The organism is Streptomyces tanashiensis, assembly GCF_014648895.1.
GTDB classification, from domain to species: Bacteria; Actinomycetota; Actinomycetes; order Streptomycetales; family Streptomycetaceae; genus Streptomyces; species Streptomyces tanashiensis.
The window spans coordinates 244,619-269,918 of the sequence record NZ_BMRZ01000006.1; the positions used below are offsets into that span (position 1 = coordinate 244,619).

Consider the following 25,300-nt stretch of genomic DNA (forward strand, 5'->3'; position numbering starts at 1 on the left):
GCGGTTCCTTCGGGGGAACCCGGGGCGTCAGGGGCTCGTCGTCGAGACCGCGTACACGCGGGGGAAGGCGGGGTCCGTGAGGTCGACGGTGATGTCGGTGCGCGGGCGCGGCTCCTCCCGGGTGACGGTGGTGCCCGCCCAGGTCATGCCGTCGGCGAAGGTCCAGCCGGCGATGTCGGCGTCCCGCTCGCCGACGGTGATCCGGCCCGGCGTGAGCGCCGAGCGGGAGGTCCCGGACTCGGCGAGGAAGGCGTCGAGTCCGCCGGCGTTCGTCGTGAACTGGACGTACAGCCGGCTGGTCTTCCAGTTGCTGGTCTCGTAGTAGGCGACGCCCCAGGCCCCCGCGGGGACCGGGACCTCGAAGACCCGGCGCTTCATCAGCGAGGGCCAGTTGTCCTGGAGGCCGGCCGCCGAGGACTCGCGCTCCTTGTCCCGGCCGCTGTCGCGGCTCTGGCCGGCGGAGATGACGAGGTAGCCGGCCGGGATGCCGACGAGGAGCACGATGATGACCGCCGTCAGCCAGCGGCGGCGGATCATGTGCCGGCGGTCCTCGGGCAGCTTCTCCCGCGGGGTGCGGGGCGGGGCGGACTGGTGGGGCAGGGTCATGAAGGCGGGTCCTCGGGGGTGCGTGCGGCCCGGCCCGAGGTCCCGTTGCGCAGGGCCTGGGCGTAGCGCTCGTACCGTTCGTACCGCTCGACGCGGCGCCGGTTGGCGCGGCGGAAGCGGCGGGCGACGAGCCGGGCGAGGTCGGCGGCGCCGACCATCCCGGCCTCGGGGCCGAGCTGGGCGCGGGTGATGCGGGCCTCGGGACGGTAGCCGCGGCCGGTGAGGTGGCGGCGGAAGGCGTCCCTCGCGGGGCCGATGAGCAGGTCGTCGGCGGCGGAGACGCCTCCGCCGATGACGAAGCAGGAGGGGTCGAGGGCGGCGGCGAGGTTGGCGATGCCGACGCCGAGCCACTGGCCGATGTCCTGGAGCAGCTCCACGCACATGGCGTCGCCCTCGCGGGCGAGCTCGGTGATGAGGGGGCCGGTGATCTCGGGAATGTTCCCCTTGACCCGCTCGATGATCTCGTACGCGACCGGGGAGTCGGCCGCGGCGAGCTCGCGGGCCTCGCGGACCAGCGCGTTCCCGGAGCTGTACTGCTCCCAGCAGCCGCGGTTGCCGCAGGGGCAGCGGTGGCCGCCGGGGACGACCTGCATGTGGCCGAACTCTCCGGCGACGCCGTACTTGCCCCGCTTGACCTGGCCGTCCTCCAGGATGGCGCCGCCGATGCCGGTGCCGAGGGTGATCATGACGAGGTGGTCCTCGCCGCGTCCGGCGCCGAAGCGCCACTCGGCCCACGCGGCGGTGTTGGCGTCGTTGTCGACCATGACGGGGACGGCGAGGCGGCCCTGGAGGGCGTCGCGCAGGGGTTCGTTGCGCCAGGCGAGGTGCGGGGCGAAGAGCACCCGGGCCCGGTCGGCGTCGACCCAGCCGGCCGCGCCGATGCCGACGGCGTGCACGTCGTGCCGGTCGGAGAGGTCCAGGACCAGTTCGACGATGGTGTCCTCGACGACCTTGGGGCTCTTGGACTTGTCCGGGGTCTCCGTGCGGAGCTTCTCCAGGATGTTGCCGTCGGCGTCGACGACGCCGGCCATCACCTTCGTACCGCCGATGTCGATGCCGACGGTCGGCACCCGGGGCGCCGTCAGGTGGGAGCGGCGCTCCCGGGTCCCGACGGTCCGCAGCACGGTCCCGCGGGCGGCTCCCCGGTGGGCGAGGTCACGGTAGGTACTCATCGGCTCCGATTCTGCCAGGTGGGGTGTGAAGGGGCCGTCATGTCGCGGAGGGGCCGGTCACGGTCCGGTCGGCCGCTCCAGCTCGTGGCGCAGGTCCTCCAGCTCGCTGCCGCCCGCCATCTGCCGGGTCAACTCGTCGAGCGTGACGGAGTCCTTGGTGTGGCTCGCCGCCATGACGCCGCGCTTCAGGAGGACGAAACGGTCGCCGACGAGGTAGGCGTGGTGCGGGTTGTGCGTGATGAGGACCACGCCGAGGCCCTGGTCGCGGGCGGCGGCGACGTACTTCAGGACGACCCCGGACTGCTTGACGCCGAGGGCGGCGGTCGGCTCGTCGAGGACGAGGACCTTGGCGCCGAAGTGGACGGCGCGGGCGATGGCCACGCACTGGCGCTCGCCGCCGGAGAGGGTACCGATCGGCTGGTCCACGTCACGGAGGTCGATGCCCATGCGGAGCAGCGCCTCACGGGTCGTGGACCGCATCAGGTCGACGTCGAGCCGCTTGAAGGGGCCGGAGCCCTTCGTCGGCTCGGAGCCGAGGAAGAAGTTCCGCCAGACCGGCATGAGGGGGACGACGGCGAGGTCCTGGTAGACGGTGGCGATGCCCCGGTCGAGGGCGTCGCGCGGGTTGGCGAGGGTGACCTCCTCGCCCTCGATGCGGAAGGTTCCGGCGTCGTGCCGGTGGAGGCCGGCGACGATCTTGATGAGGGTGGACTTGCCGGCGCCGTTGTCCCCGAGGACGCAGGAGATCTCGCCCGCGCGGACCTCCAGGGAGACGCCTTCGAGGGCGCGGATGTTGCCGTAGTACTTGCTGACGTCGTCGAGCTCGACGAGCGCGGTGGCCTCCGTCGTCACTTGGTCGCCTCCACGCGCTTGCGGATCCAGGCGTTCAGCAGGGTCGCCAGGAGGAGCATCGCTCCCAGGAAGAACTTGAACCAGTCGGGGTTCCACTCGGCGTACACGATGCCCTTGCTGGTCATGCCGAAGATGAGGGCGCCGACCGCCGAGCCGATGGCGGAGCCGTATCCGCCGGTGATCAGACAGCCGCCGATGACGGCCGCGATGATGTAGATCAGCTCGTTGCCGACGCCTTCGCCCGACTGGACGACGTCGAAGGAGAAGAGCAGGTGCTGGCCGGAGATCCAGGCGCAGAAGGCCACGCCCATGTAGAGGCCGATCTTCGTGCGGTAGACCGGGACGCCGACCGCGCGGGCCGCGTCGGCGCCGCCGCCGACGGCGAAGATCCAGTTGCCGAAGCGGGTGCGGAGCAGGATCCAGGTGGCGAGGGCGACGAGGCCGAACCACCACAGGATGGTGACCTCGAGCTCGACGCCGCCGATCGTCACCTCCGAGGCGAAGAGCTTCCGGGCGGAGGAGAAGCCCTCCATGTCGGCGATGCTCTTGGTGGAGACGGTGCCGCTGATCAGCTTGGTGAGGCCCAGGTTCAGGCCGGTCAGCATGAGGAAGGTGCCGAGCGTGATGATGAAGCTGGGCAGCTTGGTGCGGGTCAGCATGAAGCCGTTGAAGACGCCGATCGCCAGGGTGACGAGCAGCGAGACGCCGACGCCGACCCAGACGTTCGCCGTCATCTGGTAGCTGAACATCGACGAGACGAGCGCGGAGCTGGTGACCATGACACCGGCGGAGAGGTCGAACTCTCCGCCGATCATCAGCAGGCTGACCGGGACGGCCATGATGCCGATGGTGGAGGCCGCGTAGAGGACGGTGCCGAGGCTGGAGGGCTTCAGGAAGCCGTCGGCGACCACCGCGAAGAACACGAAGACGGCGATCGCGCCGACGACCGAGCCGAGCTCGGGGCGGGCGAGCAGCTTCTTCAGCGGGGTGGTGCGGAGCAGCCGTTCGTCGACGTGGTCGACACCGTCCGAGGACGGGGCGGTGGAGCTCATCGGGTGCCCCGATCCGCGTACTGCTTCAGCGCGGCGGCCTGGTCCTTGGTGATGATCTGGGGGCCGGTCAGGACCGGCTTCCCGCCGCCGAGGACGTCGGCGTTGTAGCGGTAGAGCCAGAGCAGGTCGACGGCCTCGTAGCCCTGGAGGTAGGGCTGCTGGTCGACGGCGAAGCCGAGGGTGCCGGCCTCCAGGGCGGTCGCGACCTTGGCGTTGAGGTCGAAGGTGTCGACCTCGGCCTTGCTGCCGGCGCTCTTCGCGGCCTGGACGGCGGTGTCGGCGAAGGGGGCGCCGAGGGTGACGACGGCGTCGACGTCCTTGTCGGACTGGAGCTTGGCCTCGATGGAGGCCTTGACGTCGGGCATGTTGGTGCCGTCGACGTACAGGTTCACGAGCTCGCCGTCGAAGGTCTTCTTCACTCCCGCGCAGCGCTGCTCGTGGCCGACGTTGCCCTGCTCGTGCAGGACGCACAGGGCCTTCTTCTTCCCGCGCTTGTCGAGCTCCTCGCCCACGGCCTCGCCGGCGACGGTCTCGTCCTGGCCGATGTGGGTGAGCGCCCCGTAGGCCTTGGACTGCTCGGCGCCCGAGTTCACGGTGATCACCGGGATGCCGGCCTTGACGGCCTTCTCGACGGCGGCCTTCATGGCGTCGGGCTTGGCGAGGGTGACGATCAGTCCGTCGACGCCCTTGGCGACGTACGAGTCGATCAGCTGCGCCTGCTGCTGCGCCTCGTCGCTGTGGGCGTAGAGGAAGTTGATGTTGTCCTTGGCGGCGGCCTGCTTGGCGCCCTTCTGGACGATGTCCCAGAAGGTGTCCCCGTCACCCGAGTGGGTCACCATGGCGAAGGTCCACCGGGGGGTGTCGACGGCGGCCCTCCCCTGGGCCTCGGCGGCCTTGCGGGCATCCTCCGCCCGCTTTCCGCCGGTGCTGCTGCACCCGGCGAGCGCCGCGGTGAGTGCGAGGGCGAGCACGGCGCCGACTGCGGCGCGTACCCCTCCTGTCCGAAGCCTGGTCACGAGGCCGTGCCCTCCTTTGTGTCCTTCTGCGTGCATTGCAGTATCGGTCATGCGGGTCGCGGCACTGGTGAGGGGCCCCCTCGAGTGGCTACGGACGGACCATCAGCTGGAACTCGAAGGAGTAGCGGGTGGCCCGGTAGAGGTGGGAGCCGTACTCGACGGCGCGTCCGGTGGCGTCGAAGGTGACGCGCTCCATGGTGAGCAGCGGGGCACCCACGGGCTCGTCGAGGAGCGCGGCCTCCTCGGCGGTCGCGGCGCGGGCGCCGACGACCTGCCGGGCGCTGTGCAGGGTGAGCGCGGCGGAGCGGAGCAGGCGGTAGAGGCCGGTGGTCTCCAGGAGTCCGGTGTCGGGGTCGGCGATCCCCGCGGGCAGGTGGTTGCGGAGGAGGGCCATGGGCTCGCCGTGCGCGGTGCGGATCCGTTCCAGGTAGCGGACCTCGGTGCCCTCGGGTACGCCGAGGGCGGCGGCGACGGGTCCCTCCGCGGGTTCGAGGCGGTTGGCCAGGACCCGGGTGGCGGGGCGCTGCCCGGCCGCGGCGAGGTCGTCGTAGAGGCTGCTGAGCTCCATCGGGCGCCGGACCCTGCTGTGCAGGACCTGGGTGCCGACACCCCGGCGGCGGACCAGCAGGCCCTTGTCGACGAGGGACTGGATGGCCTGGCGGACGGTGGGCCGGGAGAGGCCGAGGCGGGTGGCGAGGTCGATCTCGTTGCCGAGGAGGGTGCCCGGGGTCAGTGTCCCGTTCTCCACGGCGCTCTCCAGCTGCTGGGCGAGCTGGAAGTAGAGCGGGACCGGACTGGTGCGGTCCACGGAGAGCGGGGGCAGGGGGGAGCCGGACTGCTTGGGCACGGGGGGAGCGTAGCCCGGGGCGCTGATGACGGGAAGTCGTGACGTCCGGTTGTCCTGACAAATCCTTGACACCCGGGGCCGCCCGGCTCCACGGTGGGGCCATGCGCATCGGACTGATCGGTACGGGACGGATCGGGAGCTTCCACGCGGGTGTGCTGGCCCGGCACCCGGAGGTCGAGTCGCTGGTCGTGGCCGACGCGGACGCCGTCCGGGCGGCCGGGGTCGCGGGGGCGCTCGGGGCGGAGGCGGCGCCGGACGTGGACGCGCTGCTCGGGCACGCCCTGGACGCCGTGGTGATCGCCTCGGCGACGGCCGCGCACGCGGAACTGATCGCCCGCGCCGCGGGGGCGGGGCTGCCGGCCTTCTGCGAGAAGCCGATCGCCCTGGACGTACCGGGGACGCTGGCCGCGCTGGACGCGGTGGCGGAGGCGGGCACGGTGCTCCAGCTGGGGTTCATGCGCCGCTTCGACGCGGGGTACCGGGCGGCGCGCGAGGCGGTGCGGTCGGGACGGCTCGGCCGGCTGCACACCGTGCGGGCGGTCACCTCCGACCCGGAGCCGCCGCCCGCCGCGTACCTGCCGCTCTCCGGCGGGCTCTTCCGCGACTGTCTCGTGCACGACTTCGACATCGTCCGCTGGGTGACCGGGCGGGAGGTCGTCGAGGTGTACGCGACGGGGTCGGACGCGGGCCCGGCGATGTTCCGCGAGGCCGGAGACGTGGACACGGCCGCGGCCGTGCTCACGCTGGACGACGGCACGCTGGCGACGGCGACCGCGACCCGGTGCAACGGCGCCGGGTACGACGTCCGGATGGAGCTGGCCGGCGAGCGGGACCAGATCGTGGTGGGCCTGGACGACCGGACCCCGCTCACCTCCGTGGAGCCGCAGGGCCCGCCCGCCCCGGGCAAGCCCTGGCCCGGCTTCCTGGAGCGCTTCGCCCCCGCGTACGAGGCGGAGCTGGACGCCTTCGTGCGCCTGGTGCGCGGCGAGGCGCCCAACCCCTGCGACGGCCGGGAGGCCCTGGCGGCGCTCCGGATCGCCGAGGCGTGCGAGCGCTCGCGCCGGGAGCGGGTTCCGGTGCGGGTCGGGTCCTAGACGGGCGGTGTCACCCCGCGAACCCGGCCCGGGACGGTCTCACCCCGCGAACCCGGCTTGGGACGGTGTCGCCCCGCGCGCCCGGCCCGGGACGGGTGTCACCAGCGGACCGGGAGGTGACGGACGCCGCGCATCAGGAGGCCCGGCAGCCATTCCCAGGGCGCGCCCTCGGGGTCGAGTTCGAGCCGGGGGAAGCGGTCCAGGAGTGTCCGGAGGGCGATCCTGCCCTCCAGACGGGCGAGCGGGGCGCCCAGGCAGTAGTGGATGCCGTGGCCGAAGGCGAGGTGGCCCCTGGTGTCGCGGCGGATGTCGAAGCGGTCCGGCTCGGGGAAGCGGGCCGGGTCCCGGTCGAGCGCGCCGATCCCCACGAGGACGCTCTGTCCGGCCGGGATGACGGTGTCGCCGATGGTGACGGGCTCCCCGGTGAAGCGGAAGGTGCCGGTCTCCACCGGCCCGTCGTACCGCAGGGACTCCTCGATCGCGCCGTCGAGGAGGTCCGGGTCGGCGCGCAGGGCGGCGAGCTGCTCGGGGTGGGTGAGCAGGTTGCGGACGGTGTTGGAGATCAGGTTGACGGTGGTCTCGTGGCCGGCGATGAGCAAGAGGTAGGCCATGGCCCGGAGTTCGGGTCCGGACAGCCGGTCGCCGTCCTCGGCGCGGGCGGCGATCAGGCCGGAGAGCAGGTCGTCGGCGGGGCCGGCGGCCCGCTTGTCCTCGATGAGCCCGTCGAGGTAGCCGCCGAAGCCCTCCAGGGCGTCGAGGATGCCCCGTTCGCCGGTCGGGGTGACGAGCTCGTTCGACCAGCCGCGGAAGGTCTCGCGGTCCTCGGCCGGGACGCCGAGCAGTTCGCAGATGACGGTGATCGGCAGCGGGAACGCGTAGGCGTCGACGAGGTCGGCGCGTCCGGCCGGTTCCATGGCGTCGGCGAGTTCGTGGGTGAGCCGCTCGATGCGGGGGCGCAGGCTCTCGACCCGGCGGCCGGTGAACTCCGCCGTGACCAGGCGGCGCAGCCGGGTGTGGTCGGGTGCGTCCGCCGCGAGGAGGTGGACGCCGATGATGTCCTCCTCCGGCGGCCGGACGCCGATGACGGACGGTGACTTGGCGAGCCGGGGATCGGCCAGCGCCGCGCGCCCTTCCTCGTGGCCGACGACCAGCCAGAACTGGAAGCCGTCGGGCATCCGGACCTCGTGGACGGGACCTGCTTCACGGAGCTTCGCGTAGTAGGGGTACGGGTTCGCGGTGAAGTCCGCGCCGTACTCCCCCAGTTCGATGACGGACATCGAAGCAGACTATCCGACTAGTCGTTCTCGTCCGGGTCGACGAGGCCCGCGTCGTGGACGAGGAGCGCGATCTGGACACGGTTGTTGAGGCCGAGCTTGGCGAGGATCCGGGAGACGTGCGCCTTGACCGTGGGGACGCCCATGTACAGCTCGGCGGCGATCTCCGCGTTGGACCGGCCGTGGCCGACGGCGACGGCCACCTCCCGTTCGCGGTCGGCGAGTTCGGCGAGCCGGGCGGTGGCCGTGGCGCGCCGCGACCGCTCCGGCGGCTCCGGCCGCTCCGCGACGTGGGTCATGAGCTGGCGGGTGACGGCGGGCGAGAGGACGGGGTCGCCCGCGGCGACCCGGCGGACGGCGCCGACGATCTCGGCGGGCGGGGTGTCCTTGAGGACGAACCCGGCGGCGCCGGCCCGCAGGGCGCGCAGCACCTGTTCGTCGGCGTGGAAGGTGGTGAGGACGACGACCTCGGGGGCGCCGGGGTGGGCGCGGAGCCGCTCGGTGGCCGTGAGGCCGTCCACGTGGGGCATGCGGATGTCCATGAGGACGACGTCCGGGGCGTGCCGGGCGACGAGTTCGGGGACCTCGCGTCCGTCGGCGCCCTCTCCCACGATCTCGAGGTCCTCGGCGCCGCCGAGCATGAAGGTGAGGCCCGCGCGGACCAGGGGGTCGTCGTCGACGATGAGCAGCCGGATGGTCATGGGGGCCACGGTAGCCAGGCGTGCAGGGCGAATCCGCCGTCGGGGGCCGGACCGTGTTCCATCCGGCCGCCGGCGAGGGCGGCGCGTTCGGTCAGGCCGATGAGCCCCTGGCCGGAGCCGGGGACGTGCGGGACGGGCCCCGCGGGGGCCGGGTTGTGGATGTCGACGGTGAGGCCTTCGCCGGGGCGGCCCCGGACGGTGACGGTGACCGTGGTGCCGGGGGCGTGCTTGCGGGCGTTGGTGAGGCCCTCCTGCGCGATGCGGTAGACGGTGCGGCCGGTGGCGGCGGGCACGGCGGCCGGGTCGTCGACGGTGCTGTCGAGGACGACCTCCGTGCCGGCCTCGCGGGACTCGTCGACCAGCGCGTCGAGGGTGACGAGGGTGGGCTGGGGCCGGTCGCCGTCGCCGTTCTCGCCGGGGGCGCGCAGGACGCCGATGATCTCGCGGAGGTCCTGGAGGGCTTCGTGGGCGCTGTCGCGGATGACTCCGGCGGCGCGGGCGATCTGCTCGGGCGGGGCGTCCGGCCGGAACTCCAGGGCGCCGGCGTGCACGCTCAGCAGGGTGAGCCGGTGGGCGAGCACGTCGTGCATCTCGCGGGCGATGGCCTCGCGGGCGAGCCGCTGGGCCTGCGCGGCGCGCAGCTCGGCCTCGGCCTCGGCGCGGCGGGCCCGCTCCCTGAGGGCCTCGACGAGCTGGCGCCGGGAGCGGACGAGCATGCCCCAGGCGGTGACGAGCAGGATGAGGATGAAGCCGAGGCCGATGGAGAGCCCGACGTTGGTGGTGGGGTCGGGGCGGACGAAGACCTGGACGGTGGAGGTGGCGGCGGCGAACGCCACGATCCAGCCGACCTCGCGGAAGGGGCGGCGCACGGCGACGCTGAAGAGGCTCGCGAGGAGGGCGCCCGCGGCGACCGGGGCGACGATGTTCACCACGGACAGGGCGACCGCGAGCCCGGCCGGCCAGCGGCGGCGCCCCCAGAGCGCGCAGCAGGCGGCGGCGCCGGCGAGCTGGTCGAAGAGGGTGACGGGCTCGCTGGTGTACTGCGCGCTGGCGTCGGCGGCGAGGAGGCCGACGAGGGCGGCGAGCAGGAACAGAGTGGTGTCCACGATCCAGTCGCGGACGGTACGGCGGGGCCGGGCGGCCCCGCTCCCGCCCGGCTCGACCAGGTGGGAGGGGAGCAGCCAGCGCTGCCGGTCCGTGCGAGTCATGTCGGCAAATGTACGCAGGCCGGGGGCGGTCCACCGGTCCCGCGGGCCGTCCCGCTACCGGAGTCGCGGAGGTCGATACTTTGGTATCGGCCGCCCGAGACGTCCGGCCGACGCGGCCGGCCGGCCCTCGCCTCCATGATCGGATCATGAAGAAGTTCCTTGAGGGCCTCGGAGCACTCCTGCTCGTGGCCGGCGTGGCAGGAGTGATCCGCGAGATGACCGACGGCTGGTTCCACTTCCTGGGTCTGACCCGGTTCCTCACGGAGAACGTGGGGTTCCTGGAGGGCCGGGAGCTGTTCGCGAACATCGTCGTCGCGGTCCTCGGCCTGGCCCTCGCGATAGGCGCGAGCCGCATGGCGGCGGACTGAGACGGGCGCTTCCGGCGTTCTTCCGGATGCGGTCAGGCGCTCGCCCGGTCGAGGCGGTTGACCTCGGCCAGGTGCTCGGCCATGCGGTGGGAGACGGCGCCGCTCGTGTAGAGGACGGCGCCGACGACGGCGAGGGGGACGGAGCCACCGAGGATCGCGAGCGTCCCGGGCCAGTCGCGGGAGGCGACGCAGTCCTTCTCGTGGACGTAGTCGCTGCTGAGGAGGGCGGGGCAGGGGCTGCCGCCGCCGTCCTCGTCCTCGTACGGGGTGAGGAGGAGGACGCCGAGCCAGACCCAGAGCAGTCCGGCCACGGCGAGCAGCCCCAGGCCCCAGCCCTGCGTGCGCCGCGCGCGGGCGCGGAACGCGTTGTCGTACACCAGTGAACGCATGGTCGAAGAACCTACCGGGCGTCGCCGTCGGCCGTGCGACGGCCCCAACTGGTGCCCGCGAGAACGAGGATCGCGCCCACGAGCCCGAGGACACCGGGGCGGTCGCCGGCGAGCGCGATGCCCGCGGCGGCGGCCCAGAGCGGCTCCGTGCCGAGGAGGAGGCTGACGCGGGAGGGCGAGGTGCGGCGGACGGCCCACATCTGCACGAAGAAGGCGAAAAGCGTGCAGAGGACGGAGAGGAAGAGGAGCCCCGCCCACTCGCGCGGGCCGAAGTCGAGGGCCACGGCCCAGGGCGAGGCGCCGGTGCCGGGGAAGGCGGCGATGACGGCGAACACGGCGACGGCGGAGCCGAGCTGGACGGTGGTGAGGGAGAGCGAGTCGGCCGACCGGACCGCCTTGATCCGGGACATGGCCAGGACGTGGACGGTACGGGCGAGGGCGGCGAGCAGCATGAGCAGATCGCCGAGGGAGGGGGCGGTGAAACCGCCGCCCTGGGTCAGCAGGACGACACCGGCGACGGAGAGCCCGGCGGCGGCGAGGAAGGCGCGGGGAGGCCGGACGCGGGTGACGGCGGCCTCGGCGAGCGGGGTGAAGATCATGGTGAGGCTGATGATCAGGCCCGCGTTGGTGGCGGAGGTGTGGACGACGCCGTACGTCTCCAGGAGGAAGATCCCGCTGAGGATCAGCCCGAGGGTCGCGGCGCCGCGCCACTGGGCCGCGCTCAGGGCGCGGAGCCTGCGCCGTCCGGCGGCGACGAGGACGGGCAGCACCACGGCGAACCGCAGCACGAGGACCGCGATGACGGTGTGGCCGGTGGTGATGCCCTTGGCCGCGAGATAGCTGGCGCCCCAGACGACGGCGACGAGCAGGACGGGCAGGTCGGTGAGCCAGGCCCGGCGCGGGGCGCCGAGGGGCACGGGAGCGGCGATCGAGGACATCGCGGCCGATTCTCCAACTCTTCGGGCGGGGTGGAGACTTCGACGGCTCGCACTCGGAGCGATCACCGTACCCGGACGGGCCCGTGGCGGCTACACCTTTCCCGCGGCCTCCGGCTCAGTAGCTGCCGTACGTGGGGCGGCCGGCCAGCTCGTAGGTGTGGAGGGCGACACCCGTGCTGCTGACGCGCGTGTCGGTGAGGCGGAAGGCCGTGGGGCGGACGCCTTCGCTGAACAGGCGGCGGCCGGTGCCCAGGACCACGGGGAAGACGTGCAGATGGAGGGTGTCGATGAGGTCGTGGTCGAGGAGGGTCCGGGCCAGGCCCGCGCTGCCGTGCATCTGGATCTCGCCGTCGATCCGCTCCTTGAGGGCGGCGACCTCCTCGACGACGTCACCGCGGAGCAGGGTGGTGTTCTCCCAGTCCGCCGAGGTGAGGGTGGTCGTGGCGACGTACTTGGGGAGGGCGTTGAGCTTGGAGGCGACGGGGTCGGTGGGGTCGGTGTGCTTCGGCCAGTAGCCCGCGAAGATGTCGTACGTGTGGCGGCCGAGGAGGAAGGCGGTCGGCCGGGCGAAGATCTCGGTGATGCGCTGCCCGAAGTCCTCGTCGCCGAACGGCACGGACCAGCCGCCGTGTTCGAAACCGCTGCTGCGGTCCTCGTCGGGACCTCCGGGCGCCTGGATGACGCCGTCGAGGGTGAGGAACTGGGTGAGGCTGAGCGTGGCCATGGCGGATGCCTTTCTCTTCTGCGGACCATCGTGTCCCACCCCTTTCGACTCCGCCGCCCGGCGGAAGTCATCGGTGATCGGGTCGGCGTCCGATTCCCGCCAGCTTCCGGGCGCCTCGCCGACTTTCATTGAACCCGCAACCACTTGGTACTTCTCTCGGAGGTTTCGGATGTCCACGATGAACGGCACGGCGGCCCTGGTGACGGGTGGCAGCCGGGGGATCGGCGCGGCGACGGCGGTGCGTCTGGCTCAGGAGGGCGCCGATGTGGCCTTCACCTACGTCCAGGACGAGGCGCGCGCCAAGGAGGTCACCGCACGGATCGAGGCGACCGGCCGCAAGGCGCTGCCCCTGCGGGCCGACGCGGCCGACGCCGGGGACGCGGCGGGCGCGGTGGAGTGGGCGGCGGACGCCCTCGGACGCCTCGACGTCCTGGTGAACAACGTCGGCGCCGGCGTCCTCGGGCCGCTGGGCTCGCTCTCCCTCGCGGAGGTGGACCGGGTCCTGGCGGTGAACGTCCGGGCGGCCTTCCTCGCCTCGCAGGCGGCGGCCGCGCGCTTCGCCGAGGGCGGCCGGATCGTCACGATCGGCACCTGCATGACCCAGCGGGTACCGGGCCCCGGCGGGACGCTCTACACGATGAGCAAGGCGGCCCTTATCGGTATGACGAAGGCGCTCGCGCGGGAGCTGGGCGGGCTCGGCATCACGGCGAACATCGTCCACCCCGGTCCTGTCGACACCGACATGAACCCGGCGGACGGGCCGTACGCGGAGGGGCAGGCCGCCATGACGGCGCTCGGCCGCTTCGGCACCCCGGACGAGGTGGCGGCGATGGTCGCCTTCCTCGCGGGACCCGGCGGGCGGTACGTGACGGGCGCCGAGTTCTCGGTGGACGGCGGGCACGCCGCGTAACCCCTGGCCGGAGCCCGGAGGGTGAGCCGAAGGTCGCCGCAGGGACGTGAGCCCGGCTCGGGGCGCCCGGAGGCGAACCGGGCCCGGAAAGAGGGGAGCGCGAGGGCGCACCGGTGCTGTCGGGTCGGTGCGCCCTCGCGGGCCGGGCGGGGTGTCGTGCCCGCCCAGTCGGTGGAGGAGCCGGCTAGCCGCCGAGCTCCTGGTGGCGGGCGGTCAGCCGCGCCGTACCGGCCTCCGTGAGGGAGCCGAAGAGACGGAGGCGGGAGATGCCGCCGTCCGGGTAGATGTCGATCCGGACGCGGGAGCCGACCGCCGGGGTGTCGAGCACGAACCGGTGGTTGGTGTCGGGCTGGAGGCGGGTCCGGGGCAGGATCTCGGTCCACTCCTCCGAGCCCTCGGCCGCGACGGAGAGGGCGACCCAGCCCGCGCTGTTGCCCTTGAGGTAGGCGGTGTCGATCTCGACGGCGCGGATCTCGGACTCGGCGACCAGGCCGTAGCGGATCCAGTCGTTGCCCTTGTCGCGGCGGCGGCGGGTCTCCCAGCCGTCGTCCATCTTGCGGGAGCGGCCCGGCTGGATGGTGTTGGTGGCCGGGGAGTAGAAGCGGTCGGAGGCGTCCTCGACCTGGCCGCCGTTCTCCAGGGCCGCGAGGTCGAAGGTGCCGAGGACGCCGAGCCACGCCGGGTCCGGGGCGACCTCGCCGTAGACGCGGAGGCGGGCGATGCCGCCGTCCGGGTGCTGGTTGACGCGCAGGTGGGTGAAGCGCTGCTCGACGTCGACGGCGAAGCCGTTGGCGGCGTGGCCGCCGACCGCGGTGCGCGGGACGAGCGTCGTCCACTTCACGTCGTCGGCGAGGAGCTCCTCGGGCGAGGGCGAGCCGGCCACGGAGGTCGCCTCGACGGAGACGGCCTGCGGGTAGTTGCCGCGGAAGTGGGCGGTGTCGAGGACGATGCCGCGGACGACGCCGGGCGCGCCGAGGCGTACGAGGGCCCAGTCGTGGTCGTCCTCGGTGGGGTGCGGCTGCTGGGCCGAGACGCCGCGGCGGCGGCGGGTCTCCCAGCCGTCCATGATCTTGCCCTTGTGGCCGAAGTGCTCGGGGTCGAACTCGGCGGCCTCGGGCTTCAGCAGGTTCTCGCGCTCGGCGAAGAACTCGTCGTTGGCCGCGATGACGCCGGCGCCCAGACGCCGGTCCGCGAGGTCCGCGTACTGGGTGAAGGGGAAGTCGGCCGTCCGGTAGTCGGCGTACGGGTCGCCGCCGCCGTAGGGGCTGGCGTCACCGGTGAAGCTGGGTATGGACGACACGTCAGTTGTTCCTTTCGAGGAGGCGGCCGGAGGGCTCGGCGAGGGTGCCGTGGTCGGCGATCCGCTCGCCGCGCAGCCAGGTGGAGGTGACGACGCCGCTGAGGGTCCTGCCCGCGTAGGCGGTGATCCGGTTGCGGTGCTGGAGCTCGGCCGGGTCGACGGTGAACGTGGCGTCGGGGGCCAGGACGGCGAAGTCGGCGTCCCGGCCGGCCTCGATCGCACCCTTGCGGGTGAGTCCGGCCAGCCGCGCCGGGCCCTCGGACATCCAGCGGACCACGTCCTCCAGGGTGTGGCCGCGGCGGCGGGCCTCGGTCCAGATCGCGGGCAGCCCCAGCTGCAGCGAGGAGATCCCGCCCCACGCGGAGGCGAAGTCCGGGGTCTTCAGATCGGCCGTGGACGGCGAGTGGTCGGAGACGATGCAGTCGATCGTGCCGTCCGCAAGGCCCTGCCACAGCGCGTCCTGGTTGACCGCCTCACGGATCGGCGGACAGCACTTGAACTCCGTCGCGCCGTCCGGGATCTCCTCCGCGGTGAGCGTGAGGAAGTGCGGACACGACTCCACCGTGATCTTGACCCCCTCGGCCCTGGCCGCCGCGATCGGCGCCAGCGCGTCCGAGGACGACAGGTGCAGGACGTGGACGCGGGCGTCCAGCCGGCGGGCCTGGTTGATCAGGTTCTCGATCGCCGTGTTCTCCGCGTCCCGGGGACGCGAGGCCAGGAAGTCGGCATACGCGCCGCCCGACCGCTGCGGCGCCGCCGCCAGATGATGCGGGTCCTCGGCGTGCACGATCATCAGACCGCCGAAGCCGGAGATCTCCGCCAGCGAGGTCGCCAGCTGCTCCTGGTCCAGCTCCGGGAACTCCTCCACGCCCGAGGGCGACAGGAAGCACTTGAAACCGAAGACACCGGCGTCGTGCAGGGGACGCAGGTCCTTGACGTTGTCCGGCAGCGCGCCGCCCCAGAAACCGACGTCGACGTGCGCCTTGCTCCGCGCCACCTCCTGCTTGACCCGCAGGTTGTCCACGGTGGTGGTCGGCGGCAGCGAGTTCAGCGGCATGTCGAGCAGGGTGGTGATGCCACCGGCGGCCGCCGCGCGGGTGGCCGTCCAGAAGCCCTCCCACTCCGTCCGGCCCGGATCGTTCACATGCACGTGCGTGTCGACCAGACCGGGCAGGACCACGTCGTCACCGACGTCCTCCAGCCGGGCACCGGCCGGCACCTCCGCGTCGTACGCCAGCACGGCCGCGATCGTCCCACCGGAGACGGCGATCGACGCCGGGCGCGTCCCCTCGGGGGTGATGACACGCGTCGAACGCAGGACCAGGTTGACGTCCACCCGTACCCCTATCTTCAAGCGATCCGCAGAGGGAGCGAGAAATTCAACGAACTGTTGAAAAGGAGTCTTCACTTCCGGGCGACAGGTCGTCAAGGGCACACTTCCAGCATCGGCCGTCGGCGAACCCGACTTAGAGGTTTCCACAAAGTGGAATGGAAATTCCGTACAGTAGAACGTAGCTCCGCACATGCGGGCCAGACCCGGATCGCTCCGGGCCGTCACCGACACCGGACAAACACCCCCTGACCGGCGCTGACGCCGGGACCGGGACCGTGTGCCCCGGCCGGCGGCCCGGTAGGCTGCTGCCTTGCCCGCCTGCCCCGAAAGGACCGTTGACGTGCCGACGTCCAGCGCCAGCACCACCGACGCCGCCAAGCCCGCCGCGAGCGGAGGCGTCCAGTCCCTCGAGCGCGCCTTCGACCTCCTGGAGCGGATGGCCGACGCCGGGGGCGAGGTCGGGCTGAGCGAGCTCTCCGCCAGCAGCGGACTCCCGCTCCCCACCATCCACCGCCTCATGCGCACCCTCGTGGCCTGCGGCTACGTGCGCCAGCAGCCCAACCGGCGGTACGCGCTCGGCCCCCGGCTCATCCGGCTCGGCGAGTCCGCCTCCCGCCTCCTCGGCACTTGGGCCCGCCCCTACCTGGCGCGCCTCGTCGAGGAGACCGGCGAGACGGCGAACATGGCGCTGCTCGACGGGGACGAGATCGTGTACGTCGCGCAGGTGCCGTCCAAGCACTCGATGCGCATGTTCACCGAGGTCGGCCGCCGGGTCCTGCCCCACTCCACCGGCGTCGGCAAGGCGCTCCTCGCGCACACGCCGGCGGAGGAGGTACGGGCGCTGCTCGCCCGCACCGGCATGCCGGCCGCGACCGAGAAGACCATCACCACGCCGGACGGCTTCCTCGACGCGCTCGTCGCGGTCCGCGAGACCGGGTACGCGGTCGACGACAACGAGCAGGAGATAGGAGTCCGCTGCCTCGCGGTCTCCGTACCGGACTCCCCCACGGCGGCGGCCATCTCCATCTCGGGCCCGGCGGGCCGGGTCACCGAGGCGGCCACGGAGAAGATCGTCCCGATCCTCCAGGAAGTCGCCCGCGAACTGTCGGCGGCCCTCGCGAACACCACGGGCAACGGCCAGGGCTGAGACCCCCGTGGGAGCCGACATCGACGGGGTCGTCGAGGTGCGCGAGCGCGACGGCCGATGGCGGTTCGCGCTCGGCCTCCCGGAGTCCGCGCTCGTACGCGACCGGCACGCCAGGGAGGTCCTCTTCGGCTACGGCGGGGCCCTCCAGGTGGAGCGGCCCCTGTTCGACCGGCGGGGATGCCCGGACGACGTCTCGGACGTGGTCCCCAGCACCTGCGAGGAGCTCCACCACAGCCACTCGTACGCCACCTGGGCCGAGATCGCGGCGGTCGACTGGGACGGGCCGCTCTGCGACGGCCCCGACGGGAACCACATCGGCGCATGGCGGCCGGGGCCCGACGGTTCGCTCGTCCTCCACGACGTGCCCTGGACGCCGGTCGAGGTCCTCGACGCGGCGGAGGAGCTCTTCGGCGAGGACCTGATGCCACCGGAGTGGCCGGCGGGCGGCGAGGTCCACTGGAACGGCGCCGTGTACCGCCCCGTGACCTGGACGCCCCGCATGTTCGTCCCGCCGGACGGCGACTGGGGCCCGGTGTGGACCGTGATGCGGGAACTCGCGACCGCCCACGGGGACGAGAACGTCCGCCTGGTCGTCTGGTTCTGCTGACACCACGACCGACCGGTCCGCCGGGCCCTGCGCCCCCGGACCGAAGGCTCAGGGCCCGGTCCGCCGGATCGGCCCCCGCCCCGTTCCGCCCCGGCCCGGTCCCGGTCGTCTCCGGTCGGGCGGGGGGCAGGGCGGAGGGGGACGCCCGGCCCCGGGGCGTCCCCGGGCGGTGTCGCCCGGCCCCCCGGGCTCAGGCCCGTACGGAATCCGTCAGCCGCCCGTCCTGGACCGTCACCGTGCGGTCGGTACGGGCCAGATGGGTGCGGTCGTGGGTGACCAGGACCGTCGCCGTGCCCCGCTCGGCCGTCAGCGTGGCCAGGAGGTCCATGACCGCCGCCCCCCGCTCGTGGTCCAGGGCGCTCGTCGGCTCGTCCACCAGGAGCACGGACGGCTCGTTCATCAGCGCCCGCGCGATGTTCACGCGCTGCCGCTGCCCGCCCGACAGCTGGTGCGGCCTCCGGTGCGCCTGGTCCGCGAGGCCCACCGCGTCGAGGAGGTCCCCGGCCCGGCCGCGGAAGGACTTCGGCGCCCGGCCCGACAGATGGGCCATCACCTGGAGCTGCTCCAGCGCGCTGAGCGACGGCAGCAGATTCGGCTGCTGGAAGACGATCCCGATGTGCTCGCGGCGCAGCTCCGCCTTGGCGGCGGCGGTGAGCACCCCCGTGTCCGTACCCGCGACGGCGACCCGGCCCGAGTCCGGGGTCACCAGGGTGGCGGCGACCGCGAGGAGGCTGGACTTGCCGGAGCCGGAGGGGCCGACGACGGCCGTGAGCGTACCGGCGGGGACGGTGAGGGAGACGGCGTCGAGGGCGGTGAGCCGGCCTTCGCCGTCGGGGTAGGTGAGGGTGACGTCGTCGAGGACGAGGCTCATCGGGCGCTCCCGAGGGCGGTGAGGGGGTCGACGGCGGTGATCCGCCGGATGGACAGGGCGGCGCCGAGGACACCGAGGACGACGATCACGGCGGCGGGCCCCAGGACGGTCAGCGGCTCCAGGACGAAGGGCACGTTCCCGCCGCTGACGAGGGCGCCGATGCCGACCGCGAGCGCGGTGCCGAGCAGGGTGCCGCCGGTGAGCATGAGGACGGCCTGTCCGAGGGCGTCCTTGAGGAGGTACGGGGTGGAGGCGCCGAGCGCCTTGAGGACGGCGACGTCACCGCTGCGCTGGATGGTCCAGACGGTGAAGAAGGCTCCTATGACCAGCGCGGAGATGGCGAAGAGGAAGCCGCGCATCAGCTGCAGCGAACCGTTCTCGGCCTGGTAGGACCCTATGGCGGTGAGGGCGCCGTCGGGGGTGCGGGCCTCGGTGCCGGCGGCCTTGTCGCCGGCCGCCCAGTCGACGCCGTCGCCACTCAGCGCGATGACGGTGGCCTGGTCCTGCGGGGTGGTGCCGCTGTGGCCGAGCTTCTGCCAGTCGTCGAGCGAGGTCCACACCACGGGCGTGTGGCTGTACGAGGCGTCGCCGGACACCGCGGAGACGGTGACCTCCAGCGGGCCGAGGCGGACGATGTCGCCGGCGCGCACGTCCAGCTCCTCCGCCGCCGACTCGGACAGGACCGCCCTGCCCGCGCCGACGGAACCGGGGGCCAGGCCCGCGTCCGGCTCCGAACCGAAGGCGGAGACGGCCGCGGTGCGGTCACCGGCGGCGGCGTTGAGGGTACGGATCCCGAGGGGATCGGCCTCCGTCACCCCGGGCCGCTCCGCCCAGCCGCGCCACTGCTCCTCCGTCACCGTCGAATTGGTGAAGGAGACCGACTGCCCGGACGGCGGTGCCGCGAAGGCCAGCCGGTCGGCGGGCAGACCGGTGATCGCGGAGATGTTCTCTCGCGCGAGTCCGGCCGTCAGCCCGGACAGCAACCCCACGAGCAGGGTGATCAGCACGATCACCGTGCCCATGAGGGTGAACCGCCCCTTGGCGAATCTCAGGTCTCTCCATGCCACGAACATGCTGACCAGAGTGGTCCCGGAGGCCCCCGGCGGGCATCGCGCCACGGATGGCTCCGCAATCAAACTTTCGGTTGAGTCCGGATTGTCGCCCGGTGTCTACGCTGGAGAAACCATGGACCCCCGCTCACTCACCCCCGCCCTGCGCGCCCTGCGCGTCTGCCTGCACCTCCTCATGGCGGGCCTGCTCGTCCTGGCGGCGGTACGGGCGGACTCGGCCGCCGGGACGGTCATGGCGGCGGTGACGGGCGCGGTCTACGCGGCCGGCTCGTACCTGCCGTCCGTGCGGAGCTCCCAGCGGGCCGCCGCCGTCTGGCTCGCGGTCCTCGGGGCGTCCTGGCTGGCGCTGCTCTGGCTGACGCCGGAGGCGCTCTGGCTGGCCTTCCCCCTGTACTTCCTCCAGCTGCACCTGCTGCCCACCCGCTGGTCGCTGCCGGCCGTGACGCTCACGGCGGGCGCGGCGATCCTCTCGTACGTGGGCCACGGCGCCGCGCTCAACCCGGGTGTCTTCATCGGGCCGCTGCTCGGTGCGGCGGTCGCGGTGGCGACGGTCCTCGGCTATCAGGCCCTGTACCGGGAGAGCGAGCGGCGGCGCCGGCTCATCGAGGAACTGATCGAGACGCGGGCGGAGCTCGCGGCCGCGGAGCGGCACGCGGGGACGCTCGCCGAGCGGGAGCGGCTCGCCCGGGAGATCCACGACACGCTCGCGCAGGGCCTGTCCTCGATCCAGCTGCTGCTTCGGGCGGCCGAGCGGGTGCTCCCGCCGGACTCCCCCGCCGCGGGCCACATCGGCCGGGCCCGCGAGGCGGCGCAGGACAACCTGGCGGAGGCGCGGCGCTTCGTCCGGGCGCTGTCGCCGCCGGACCTGGAGCGCGGCTCGCTCGCGGCGGCCCTGGAGCGCCTGTGCGAGCCGGTCACCGGGGTGACTCCGGGACCCGGGCCGCGGGTGCGGTTCTCGGCGAGCGGCACACCGGTCGAGCTGCCGACCCCGTACGAGGTGGCGCTGCTGCGGATCGCGCAGTCGGCGCTCGCGAACACGGTGCGGCACGCCTCGGCCTCGCGGGCGGAGATCACCTTGTCGTTCATGGACGCGTCGGTGACCCTGGACGTCGTCGACGACGGCAACGGCTTCGACCCCGCTTCCGTACGCCCCTCCTCCGACGGCGGCTTCGGGCTTCCGGCGATGCGCTCGCGGGCGGAGTCGCTGGGCGGCACGTTCACCGTCGAGTCGGCGCCCGGCCAGGGCACCGCCGTCGCCGTCTCCCTCCCCCTCCCCGCTGGAGCCACCGCATGACCATCCGACTCCTCCTCGCCGACGACCACCCGGTGGTACGGGCGGGCCTGCGCGCGGTCCTCGACACCGAGCCGGACTTCGCGGTGGTCGCGGAGGCGGCCACGGCCGAGCGCGCGGTGGAGCTCGCCGCCGCCGGGGACGTGGACGTGGTCCTGATGGACCTGCAGTTCGGCCCGGGCATGCACGGCTCCGAGGCGACGGCGGCGATCACCGGCGTGCCGGGCGGGCCGAAGGTGCTGGTCCTGACGACGTACGACACGGACGCGGACATCCTGGCGGCGGTGGAGGCGGGTGCCTCCGGCTACCTCCTGAAGGACGCGCCGCCCGAGGAACTGGCGGCGGCGGTCCGGACGGCGGCGGCCGGGCAGTCGGCCCTCGCGCCGGCGGTGGCGCACCGGCTGATGGACCGGATGCGGACACCGGCGGAGGCCCTGACCAAGCGCGAGCTGGAGGTCCTCCAGCTGGTCGGCGAGGGCCTGTCGAACCAGCAGATCAGCAAGGCGCTGTTCCTGAGCCAGGCGACGGTGAAGTCCCACCTGGTGCACATCTTCGCGAAGCTGGGCGTGGACTCGCGCACGGCGGCGGTCGCGACGGCGACCGCGCGGCGGCTGATCAGGCGGTGAGGCCGTCCGCCCGGCCCTCGGCCGACGAGGCGGCCCTGGCTCCCATCAGGTCCTGGAGGGACCGCATGCACGGCAGACAGTGCCGGTCCGTCGGCTCTCCGTCCGCGCGGCGGTCGACGGTCTGACCGCAGAGGCTGCTGACCGCCTCCTTGGCGATCACGTGCCAGACCAGAAGTCCGCTGGAGTGGTCGGGCGCGATGTGCATCTCGTACATGGCAGGTTCCGTTCTCCGGGGGTCCGTGTCCCACCCAACTCGTGCCTGGCGGCACCGGCACGGCGGCCAGGTCAACCGGGTGAAACAGAAGCACTCGGACCCCCGGGGATCCCCGGGCTCACCCGGACTTGGCGGGCGAGGCGGACTTCCGGCCCCGGGCGGGGGGCGCGGACGGCCCGGGCTTGGCCTTCTTGGCCGCGGGCTTCTTGGGTGCGGGCTTCGTGGGTGCGGGCTTGTTCGGTGCGGGCTTCTTGGCCGCGGGCTTCTTCGGTGCGGGCTTCTTCGGTGCGGGCTTCTTGGGCGCGGGCTTCCTGGGCTCCGCCTTCTTCACCTCCGCCTTCTTCGGCGCGGGTGCCTTGGTCCCGGAAGCCTTGGCCTCGTCGTCCATCCGCCACTTCAGCTCGATCTCCAGCTCGATCTCGCCGTCCTCGACCTCGAACTCCACCTCGGCGCGGAGCGTGTCGGGGATCTTCAGGCTCAGCACGCCGGGCCCCCACCGGAGCTCGGCGTCCTCACCCTCCCTGAGTGCGCGAGCGAGCGACTCGAGCTGCTCCGCGGCCTCGGCACGGGACAGGGAGCTCTTCTGCTCGAACTTCAGGTCGCTCACGACTGCCTCCCGGTGGCCGAGCCGCCCATGTCGTCCCCGCGGTCGACGCACAGGGCCCAGATGATGAACCCGGACATCGCGATCATGATGACGGACCACCACGGGTAGTACGGCAGCGACAGGAAGTTCGCGATGATGACCAGCGCGGCGATGCCCACGCCGGTGTACCGCGCCCAGGCGGCCGCCTGGAAGAGCCCGAAGCTGACGAGCAGGGCGACGATGCCGAGGCAGAGATGGATCCATCCCCAGCCGGTGAGGTCGAACCGGAAGACGTAGTTGGGCGTGCTGACGAAGATGTCGTCCTCGGCGATCGCCATGATCCCTCGGAAGATGCCGAGCAGCCCTGCCAGAGCGAGCATGACGCCGGCGAACATCCGGAGGCCTCCGGCCCACGCGTGCTTCGCCGATGACACCTGGGCGCTGTGCGCGGTGGTCATCTCGGTCCCCTTTCCTTTCCCCGGGCCCGTCTCAAGGACTCGGGGTGGTGGTGCCGGTGCCCGTGTCGGCGCCGGTGCCGGCGGGCGTGGACGGCCGGTCGTCGCTCAGGACGAGCTCCTTGGCCCTGCGGAACTCCTCCTCGCTGATGTCGCCGCGGGTGCGGAGCTCGGAGAGCCGGGAGAGTTCGTCCGCGTGGCTGGGACGGGCGCCGCCGCCGGCGGTCTGGCGGACGTAGGAGTCGAACGCCTCCTGCTTCTTGATGGCGTGCTCGACCTCCCGCTGCCCCATCTGCTTGCCCCGGGCGATGACGTAGACCAGCACGCCGAGGAAGGGCAGCAGGATGACGAACGCCAGCCATCCGGCCTTGCCCCAGCCACCCATGCTGTCGTCCCGGAAGATGTCCCAGATGATCCGGAAGAGCAGGATGAACCACAGGATCCACAGGAAGAACCACAGCATGGTCCAGAAGGCACTCAGCAGTGGGTAGTCGTAGGCGAGGTAGGTCGGTGTGTCCATGTCCGCGCTCCGTTCCGGGTCCTTCTCGTGTCGGGGTCCGCCGCGGTCACTCCGGCAGCCGCCGCAGTTCCACCACGTGCAGTCCGAGCGACTGGAAGCGGGCCAGCAGGCCGTACAGGTGAGCCTCGTCCACGAGCGGGCCGTACAGCAGCGTCTGGCCGGAGATCATCACGTGCTCCAACTCGGGGAAGGATCCGATCAGCGTCTCCGACATGTGCCCGTCGACGCGGATCTCGTACTGCATGGCGTGCCCCCTCTCGGGGTGGCGGTCACCTGGCCGGTCGTGCCCTTGGCTTCGATGGTCCGCCTCCGTGTGTCCGCCTGCCTCACCCCGCACGGGTGAATCACGGGCCGGCGGGGCCGGGCTCCGGCGGCTCGGGGTCCGTGGCGTCCGGCTCGCGGCGCTCGCCGCCGGTCCCGCCACCGGTCCCGCCGGCGCCGGGCAGACCGCGCGTCACGAAGAAGCTCGCCAGGGTGATGCCCCCGGTCGCGAGGACGGCTGCCTTGAGGCCGTCGAGCTGGGCCGAGGCGTACGCGTCGGTGACGGCGTCCACCTCGTGCGGCGGAAGCCCCGCGCTCTCCGCCGCCGAGCGGACCTGGTCGGTGGGGACGAAGTTGATCCCGGCCTCCAGGGCGACGCTCGTCTGCTGCCGGGCCGCGTCCGAGAGCCGCGGGTCCTCTTCGACCTGGGTCGTGAAGGCCTGGGCCAGGGCTCCGATCAGCAGGGAGCCGATGAGGGCCGTGCCCAGTGCGGACCCCAGGTTCTGGGCGGTGAACTGCAGGCCGCCGACCTCGCTGCGCTCCTCCTCCCCCACGCTCGACTGGACGACGTTGCCGAGCTGCGAGGCGAGCAGCCCGACGCCCAGGCCGAGGAGCGCCATGGCCCAGAAGAACTGGGCGTCGTCGAGCTCGGGGTCGATGGTGGCGACGAGCCAGCCGATGGCGACGAGCAGCACCGCCAGGGCCAGGCGCACGATCCGCCGCGGGCCGGCCCTGCGCCCGAGCCGCGCGCCGCCCAGGGAGGCCACGAGCATGGTGACGGAGACCGGCAGGAGCCTCAGTCCGGTCTCGAAGGCGTCCAGGCCCTGCACCACCTGCAGGTACAGCGGGATCGTGAAGAACAGCCCCAGCAGGATGAGGTTCTGGCTCAGCAGGCTCATCAGCCCCGAGCTCAGAGCGGGTCTGCGGAACAGGGCCAGATGGACCAGGGGGTCGGCACCGCGGGCCTCCCGCCTCTCCTCCCACACGCGGAAGAAGTACAGGACCACGACGCCGGCCCCGACCACGAACAGCGTGGGGGCGAAGCCGAAGACCGTGAAGGGAGGGTTCCGCGGCTGCACCCATCCCCAGCTGCTGCTCTGGAGCACACCGAGCACACCGAGCCCCAGACCGGCCGCCGACAGCACGGCGCCGACGACGTCCATGCCGGGACGGCGGCCCGCCGGGGGCCGCTTCGGGATCGCCCCCTGGAACAGGAGCACGGCCAGCACCACCACGACCTCGCCCGCGAAGACGAGGCGCCAGGTGAGGTACGTCGTCACCCAGCCGCCGAGCAGCGGACCCACCGCGATGCCGGCCCCGGCCAGGCCGCCGATCACGCCGTACGCGACGGAGCGGTCGCGGCCCCGGTAGGACTCGGCGACGAGGGCCGCCATGGACGGCAGCACCAGTGCGGCGCCGAGCCCCTCGATGACCGACCAGCCCAGGGCCAGGACCCACAGGGTGGGCGCGACGGAGGTCAGGGCCGATCCGACGCCGTAGACCGCCATGCCGATCAGGAAGACGCGGCGCCGGCCCAGGATGTCCCCGAACCTGCCCCCGATGAGCATGAAGGCGGCCATGACCAGGGCGTACAGGGTGATGACGGCCTGGATCGCGGTCACCTCGGTGTCGAAGTCCTCGACCAGCTGGCTGATGGAGACGTTCATGACGGAGGTGTCCAGCACCATCAGGAACTGGGCCGCCCCCAGCACGATCAGAGCACGCCAACGTCTCACGGTCGCCACCTCGCCGGACCCTGACTGCCGGTACCGCCGGCAGCGGAGAAGGTGAGCACACCCTCGTCGCCATCACACCGGAAACGGCCGGCGGCCGCCTCACCCGCTGCGGGTGACGCCCGGCGTCGGGGC

The 25,300-nt window shown here is 72.8% G+C and carries 29 protein-coding genes; 7 read left to right on the plus strand and 22 right to left on the minus strand.

The genetic code is table 11. From position 1 onward, the window contains the following. Positions 1–27: 27 nt before the first annotated feature. The 6 genes from IE237_RS20985 to IE237_RS21010 all read right to left on the minus strand — a co-directional run bounded on the left by IE237_RS20985 (position 28) and on the right by IE237_RS21010 (position 5,506). On the minus strand, positions 28–606 hold the full coding sequence (locus IE237_RS20985) for a hypothetical protein (protein WP_189803582.1): 579 nt from the start codon (positions 604–606) through the stop codon (positions 28–30). Continuing rightward, positions 603–1,778, minus strand: a complete 1,176-nt coding sequence (locus tag IE237_RS20990) for an ROK family glucokinase (protein ID WP_189803583.1) — start codon at positions 1,776–1,778, stop codon at positions 603–605. Before IE237_RS20990 ends, IE237_RS20985 begins: the two co-directional genes overlap by 4 nt. A 57-nt stretch (positions 1,779–1,835) precedes the next feature. Then, entirely contained in the window at positions 1,836–2,630 is a 795-nt protein-coding gene (locus IE237_RS20995) for an ATP-binding cassette domain-containing protein (protein WP_189803584.1), read from the minus strand. Beyond that, the gene (locus IE237_RS21000) at positions 2,627–3,682 is read right to left on the minus strand and encodes an ABC transporter permease (RefSeq protein WP_189803585.1); all 1,056 of its coding nucleotides are present in this window, start codon (positions 3,680–3,682) and stop codon (positions 2,627–2,629) included. Before IE237_RS21000 ends, IE237_RS20995 begins: the two co-directional genes overlap by 4 nt. Further along, on the minus strand, positions 3,679–4,698 hold the full coding sequence (locus tag IE237_RS21005) for a sugar ABC transporter substrate-binding protein (RefSeq protein WP_189803586.1): 1,020 nt from the start codon (positions 4,696–4,698) through the stop codon (positions 3,679–3,681). Before IE237_RS21005 ends, IE237_RS21000 begins: the two co-directional genes overlap by 4 nt. Before the next feature lie 88 nt (positions 4,699–4,786). Then, the gene (locus IE237_RS21010) at positions 4,787–5,506 is read right to left on the minus strand and encodes a GntR family transcriptional regulator (RefSeq protein ID WP_189803693.1); all 720 of its coding nucleotides are present in this window, start codon (positions 5,504–5,506) and stop codon (positions 4,787–4,789) included. 140 nt (positions 5,507–5,646) lie between these two features. Here IE237_RS21010 and IE237_RS21015 point away from each other — a divergent pair, with 140 nt between their 5' ends. Continuing rightward, positions 5,647–6,639, plus strand: a complete 993-nt coding sequence (locus IE237_RS21015) for a Gfo/Idh/MocA family protein (protein ID WP_189803587.1) — start codon at positions 5,647–5,649, stop codon at positions 6,637–6,639. A gap of 98 nt (positions 6,640–6,737) precedes the next feature. Here the strand turns inward: IE237_RS21015 and IE237_RS21020 are convergent, their stop codons facing one another. From IE237_RS21020 to IE237_RS21030, 3 genes are read right to left on the minus strand one after another with little or no spacing between them, the layout of a single operon-like run. Beyond that, the gene (locus IE237_RS21020; protein WP_189803588.1) at positions 6,738–7,916 is read right to left on the minus strand and encodes a cytochrome P450 family protein; all 1,179 of its coding nucleotides are present in this window, start codon (positions 7,914–7,916) and stop codon (positions 6,738–6,740) included. 17 nt (positions 7,917–7,933) lie between these two features. Beyond that, positions 7,934–8,614 (minus strand): response regulator, encoded by a 681-nt coding sequence (locus tag IE237_RS21025; RefSeq protein WP_189803589.1) that lies wholly within the window; start codon positions 8,612–8,614, stop codon positions 7,934–7,936. Continuing rightward, positions 8,611–9,822 (minus strand): sensor histidine kinase, encoded by a 1,212-nt coding sequence (locus IE237_RS21030; RefSeq protein ID WP_189803590.1) that lies wholly within the window; start codon positions 9,820–9,822, stop codon positions 8,611–8,613. The genes IE237_RS21025 and IE237_RS21030 overlap by 4 nt, the downstream gene beginning before the upstream one ends. A gap of 146 nt (positions 9,823–9,968) precedes the next feature. Between IE237_RS21030 and IE237_RS21035 the strand changes: the two genes are divergently transcribed. Next, a complete protein-coding gene (locus IE237_RS21035; RefSeq protein ID WP_189803591.1) occupies positions 9,969–10,190 on the plus strand; it encodes a hypothetical protein in 222 nt (73 codons plus the stop codon). Between the two features lie 32 nt (positions 10,191–10,222). Here IE237_RS21035 and IE237_RS21040 read toward each other — a convergent pair whose 3' ends face one another. From IE237_RS21040 to IE237_RS21050, 3 genes are all read right to left on the minus strand, one after another. Further along, positions 10,223–10,579, minus strand: a complete 357-nt coding sequence (locus IE237_RS21040) for a hypothetical protein (RefSeq protein ID WP_189803592.1) — start codon at positions 10,577–10,579, stop codon at positions 10,223–10,225. 11 nt (positions 10,580–10,590) lie between these two features. Then, positions 10,591–11,517, minus strand: a complete 927-nt coding sequence (locus IE237_RS21045) for a DMT family transporter (protein WP_189803593.1) — start codon at positions 11,515–11,517, stop codon at positions 10,591–10,593. A 115-nt stretch (positions 11,518–11,632) separates the two neighbouring features. Then, a complete protein-coding gene (locus tag IE237_RS21050) occupies positions 11,633–12,241 on the minus strand; it encodes a dihydrofolate reductase family protein (protein WP_189803594.1) in 609 nt (202 codons plus the stop codon). A 169-nt stretch (positions 12,242–12,410) separates the two neighbouring features. Between IE237_RS21050 and IE237_RS21055 the strand changes: the two genes are divergently transcribed. Then, positions 12,411–13,151, plus strand: coding sequence for an SDR family NAD(P)-dependent oxidoreductase (locus IE237_RS21055; RefSeq protein ID WP_189803595.1), 741 nt, complete (start codon positions 12,411–12,413; stop codon positions 13,149–13,151). Between the two features lie 184 nt (positions 13,152–13,335). Here IE237_RS21055 and alc read toward each other — a convergent pair whose 3' ends face one another. Beyond that, positions 13,336–14,451, minus strand: coding sequence for an allantoicase (gene alc / locus IE237_RS21060; RefSeq protein WP_189803596.1), 1,116 nt, complete (start codon positions 14,449–14,451; stop codon positions 13,336–13,338). Between the two features lies 1 nt (position 14,452). Beyond that, entirely contained in the window at positions 14,453–15,787 is a 1,335-nt protein-coding gene (gene allB / locus IE237_RS21065) for an allantoinase AllB (protein WP_189803597.1), read from the minus strand. Between the two features lie 337 nt (positions 15,788–16,124). Between allB and IE237_RS21070 the strand changes: the two genes are divergently transcribed. Both IE237_RS21070 and IE237_RS21075 read left to right on the plus strand, forming a co-directional pair. Then, on the plus strand, positions 16,125–16,931 hold the full coding sequence (locus IE237_RS21070; protein ID WP_189803598.1) for an IclR family transcriptional regulator: 807 nt from the start codon (positions 16,125–16,127) through the stop codon (positions 16,929–16,931). Between the two features lie 7 nt (positions 16,932–16,938). Continuing rightward, entirely contained in the window at positions 16,939–17,538 is a 600-nt protein-coding gene (locus tag IE237_RS21075; RefSeq protein WP_189803599.1) for a hypothetical protein, read from the plus strand. A 190-nt stretch (positions 17,539–17,728) separates the two neighbouring features. Here the strand turns inward: IE237_RS21075 and IE237_RS21080 are convergent, their stop codons facing one another. Beyond that, positions 17,729–18,409, minus strand: a complete 681-nt coding sequence (locus IE237_RS21080; RefSeq protein ID WP_189803600.1) for an ABC transporter ATP-binding protein — start codon at positions 18,407–18,409, stop codon at positions 17,729–17,731. Then, positions 18,406–19,482, minus strand: a complete 1,077-nt coding sequence (locus tag IE237_RS21085) for an ABC transporter permease (protein WP_189803601.1) — start codon at positions 19,480–19,482, stop codon at positions 18,406–18,408. Before IE237_RS21085 ends, IE237_RS21080 begins: the two co-directional genes overlap by 4 nt. A 112-nt stretch (positions 19,483–19,594) precedes the next feature. Here IE237_RS21085 and IE237_RS21090 point away from each other — a divergent pair, with 112 nt between their 5' ends. Beyond that, complete coding sequence (locus IE237_RS21090; protein WP_189803602.1) at positions 19,595–20,773, plus strand: sensor histidine kinase; 1,179 nt, start codon at positions 19,595–19,597, stop codon at positions 20,771–20,773. Further along, positions 20,770–21,396 carry a response regulator gene (locus IE237_RS21095; RefSeq protein ID WP_189803603.1) on the plus strand — a complete coding sequence of 209 codons (627 nt, stop codon included), beginning with the start codon at positions 20,770–20,772 and terminating at the stop codon, positions 21,394–21,396. The genes IE237_RS21090 and IE237_RS21095 overlap by 4 nt, the downstream gene beginning before the upstream one ends. Here IE237_RS21095 and IE237_RS21100 read toward each other — a convergent pair. The 6 genes from IE237_RS21100 to IE237_RS21125 all read right to left on the minus strand — a co-directional run bounded on the left by IE237_RS21100 (position 21,386) and on the right by IE237_RS21125 (position 25,168). After that, a complete protein-coding gene (locus IE237_RS21100) occupies positions 21,386–21,610 on the minus strand; it encodes a hypothetical protein (protein WP_189803604.1) in 225 nt (74 codons plus the stop codon). The genes IE237_RS21095 and IE237_RS21100 overlap by 11 nt on opposite strands. Before the next feature lie 118 nt (positions 21,611–21,728). After that, positions 21,729–22,217 carry an amphi-Trp domain-containing protein gene (locus IE237_RS21105; RefSeq protein WP_189803605.1) on the minus strand — a complete coding sequence of 163 codons (489 nt, stop codon included), beginning with the start codon at positions 22,215–22,217 and terminating at the stop codon, positions 21,729–21,731. Continuing rightward, positions 22,214–22,654: a DUF7144 family membrane protein gene (locus IE237_RS21110; protein ID WP_189803606.1), complete on the minus strand. Its 441-nt coding sequence runs from the start codon at positions 22,652–22,654 to the stop codon at positions 22,214–22,216. Before IE237_RS21110 ends, IE237_RS21105 begins: the two co-directional genes overlap by 4 nt. Before the next feature lie 31 nt (positions 22,655–22,685). After that, positions 22,686–23,171: an SHOCT domain-containing protein gene (locus tag IE237_RS21115; protein WP_189803607.1), complete on the minus strand. Its 486-nt coding sequence runs from the start codon at positions 23,169–23,171 to the stop codon at positions 22,686–22,688. Between the two features lie 46 nt (positions 23,172–23,217). Continuing rightward, entirely contained in the window at positions 23,218–23,415 is a 198-nt protein-coding gene (locus tag IE237_RS21120) for a DUF8691 family protein (protein WP_189803608.1), read from the minus strand. Positions 23,416–23,515: 100 nt separating this feature from the next. Continuing rightward, positions 23,516–25,168, minus strand: a complete 1,653-nt coding sequence (locus IE237_RS21125; RefSeq protein ID WP_189803609.1) for an MFS transporter — start codon at positions 25,166–25,168, stop codon at positions 23,516–23,518. Positions 25,169–25,300 lie beyond the last annotated feature (132 nt).

What these genes read in the sequence shown, in the direction of transcription:
- IE237_RS21025 (WP_189803589.1), bottom strand. Translation starts at nt 8,614, where the DNA reads ATGACCATCCGGCTGCTCATCGTCGACGACGACCCCCTGGTCCGCGCG.
- IE237_RS21030 (WP_189803590.1), bottom strand. Translation starts at nt 9,822, where the DNA reads ATGACTCGCACGGACCGGCAGCGCTGGCTGCTCCCCTCCCACCTGGTC.
- IE237_RS21015 (WP_189803587.1), top strand. Translation starts at nt 5,647, where the DNA reads ATGCGCATCGGACTGATCGGTACGGGACGGATCGGGAGCTTCCACGCG.
- IE237_RS21055 (WP_189803595.1), top strand. Translation starts at nt 12,411, where the DNA reads ATGTCCACGATGAACGGCACGGCGGCCCTGGTGACGGGTGGCAGCCGG.
- IE237_RS21120 (WP_189803608.1), bottom strand. Translation starts at nt 23,415, where the DNA reads ATGCAGTACGAGATCCGCGTCGACGGGCACATGTCGGAGACGCTGATC.
- IE237_RS20990 (WP_189803583.1), bottom strand. Translation starts at nt 1,778, where the DNA reads ATGAGTACCTACCGTGACCTCGCCCACCGGGGAGCCGCCCGCGGGACC.
- IE237_RS21080 (WP_189803600.1), bottom strand. Translation starts at nt 18,409, where the DNA reads ATGAGCCTCGTCCTCGACGACGTCACCCTCACCTACCCCGACGGCGAA.
- IE237_RS21100 (WP_189803604.1), bottom strand. Translation starts at nt 21,610, where the DNA reads ATGTACGAGATGCACATCGCGCCCGACCACTCCAGCGGACTTCTGGTC.
- IE237_RS21110 (WP_189803606.1), bottom strand. Translation starts at nt 22,654, where the DNA reads ATGACCACCGCGCACAGCGCCCAGGTGTCATCGGCGAAGCACGCGTGG.
- IE237_RS21050 (WP_189803594.1), bottom strand. Translation starts at nt 12,241, where the DNA reads ATGGCCACGCTCAGCCTCACCCAGTTCCTCACCCTCGACGGCGTCATC.
- IE237_RS20985 (WP_189803582.1), bottom strand. Translation starts at nt 606, where the DNA reads ATGACCCTGCCCCACCAGTCCGCCCCGCCCCGCACCCCGCGGGAGAAG.
- IE237_RS21085 (WP_189803601.1), bottom strand. Translation starts at nt 19,482, where the DNA reads ATGTTCGTGGCATGGAGAGACCTGAGATTCGCCAAGGGGCGGTTCACC.
- IE237_RS21035 (WP_189803591.1), top strand. Translation starts at nt 9,969, where the DNA reads ATGAAGAAGTTCCTTGAGGGCCTCGGAGCACTCCTGCTCGTGGCCGGC.
- IE237_RS21045 (WP_189803593.1), bottom strand. Translation starts at nt 11,517, where the DNA reads ATGTCCTCGATCGCCGCTCCCGTGCCCCTCGGCGCCCCGCGCCGGGCC.
- IE237_RS21000 (WP_189803585.1), bottom strand. Translation starts at nt 3,682, where the DNA reads ATGAGCTCCACCGCCCCGTCCTCGGACGGTGTCGACCACGTCGACGAA.
- IE237_RS21020 (WP_189803588.1), bottom strand. Translation starts at nt 7,916, where the DNA reads ATGTCCGTCATCGAACTGGGGGAGTACGGCGCGGACTTCACCGCGAAC.
- IE237_RS21090 (WP_189803602.1), top strand. Translation starts at nt 19,595, where the DNA reads ATGGACCCCCGCTCACTCACCCCCGCCCTGCGCGCCCTGCGCGTCTGC.
- IE237_RS21095 (WP_189803603.1), top strand. Translation starts at nt 20,770, where the DNA reads ATGACCATCCGACTCCTCCTCGCCGACGACCACCCGGTGGTACGGGCG.
- IE237_RS21115 (WP_189803607.1), bottom strand. Translation starts at nt 23,171, where the DNA reads ATGGACACACCGACCTACCTCGCCTACGACTACCCACTGCTGAGTGCC.
- IE237_RS21040 (WP_189803592.1), bottom strand. Translation starts at nt 10,579, where the DNA reads ATGCGTTCACTGGTGTACGACAACGCGTTCCGCGCCCGCGCGCGGCGC.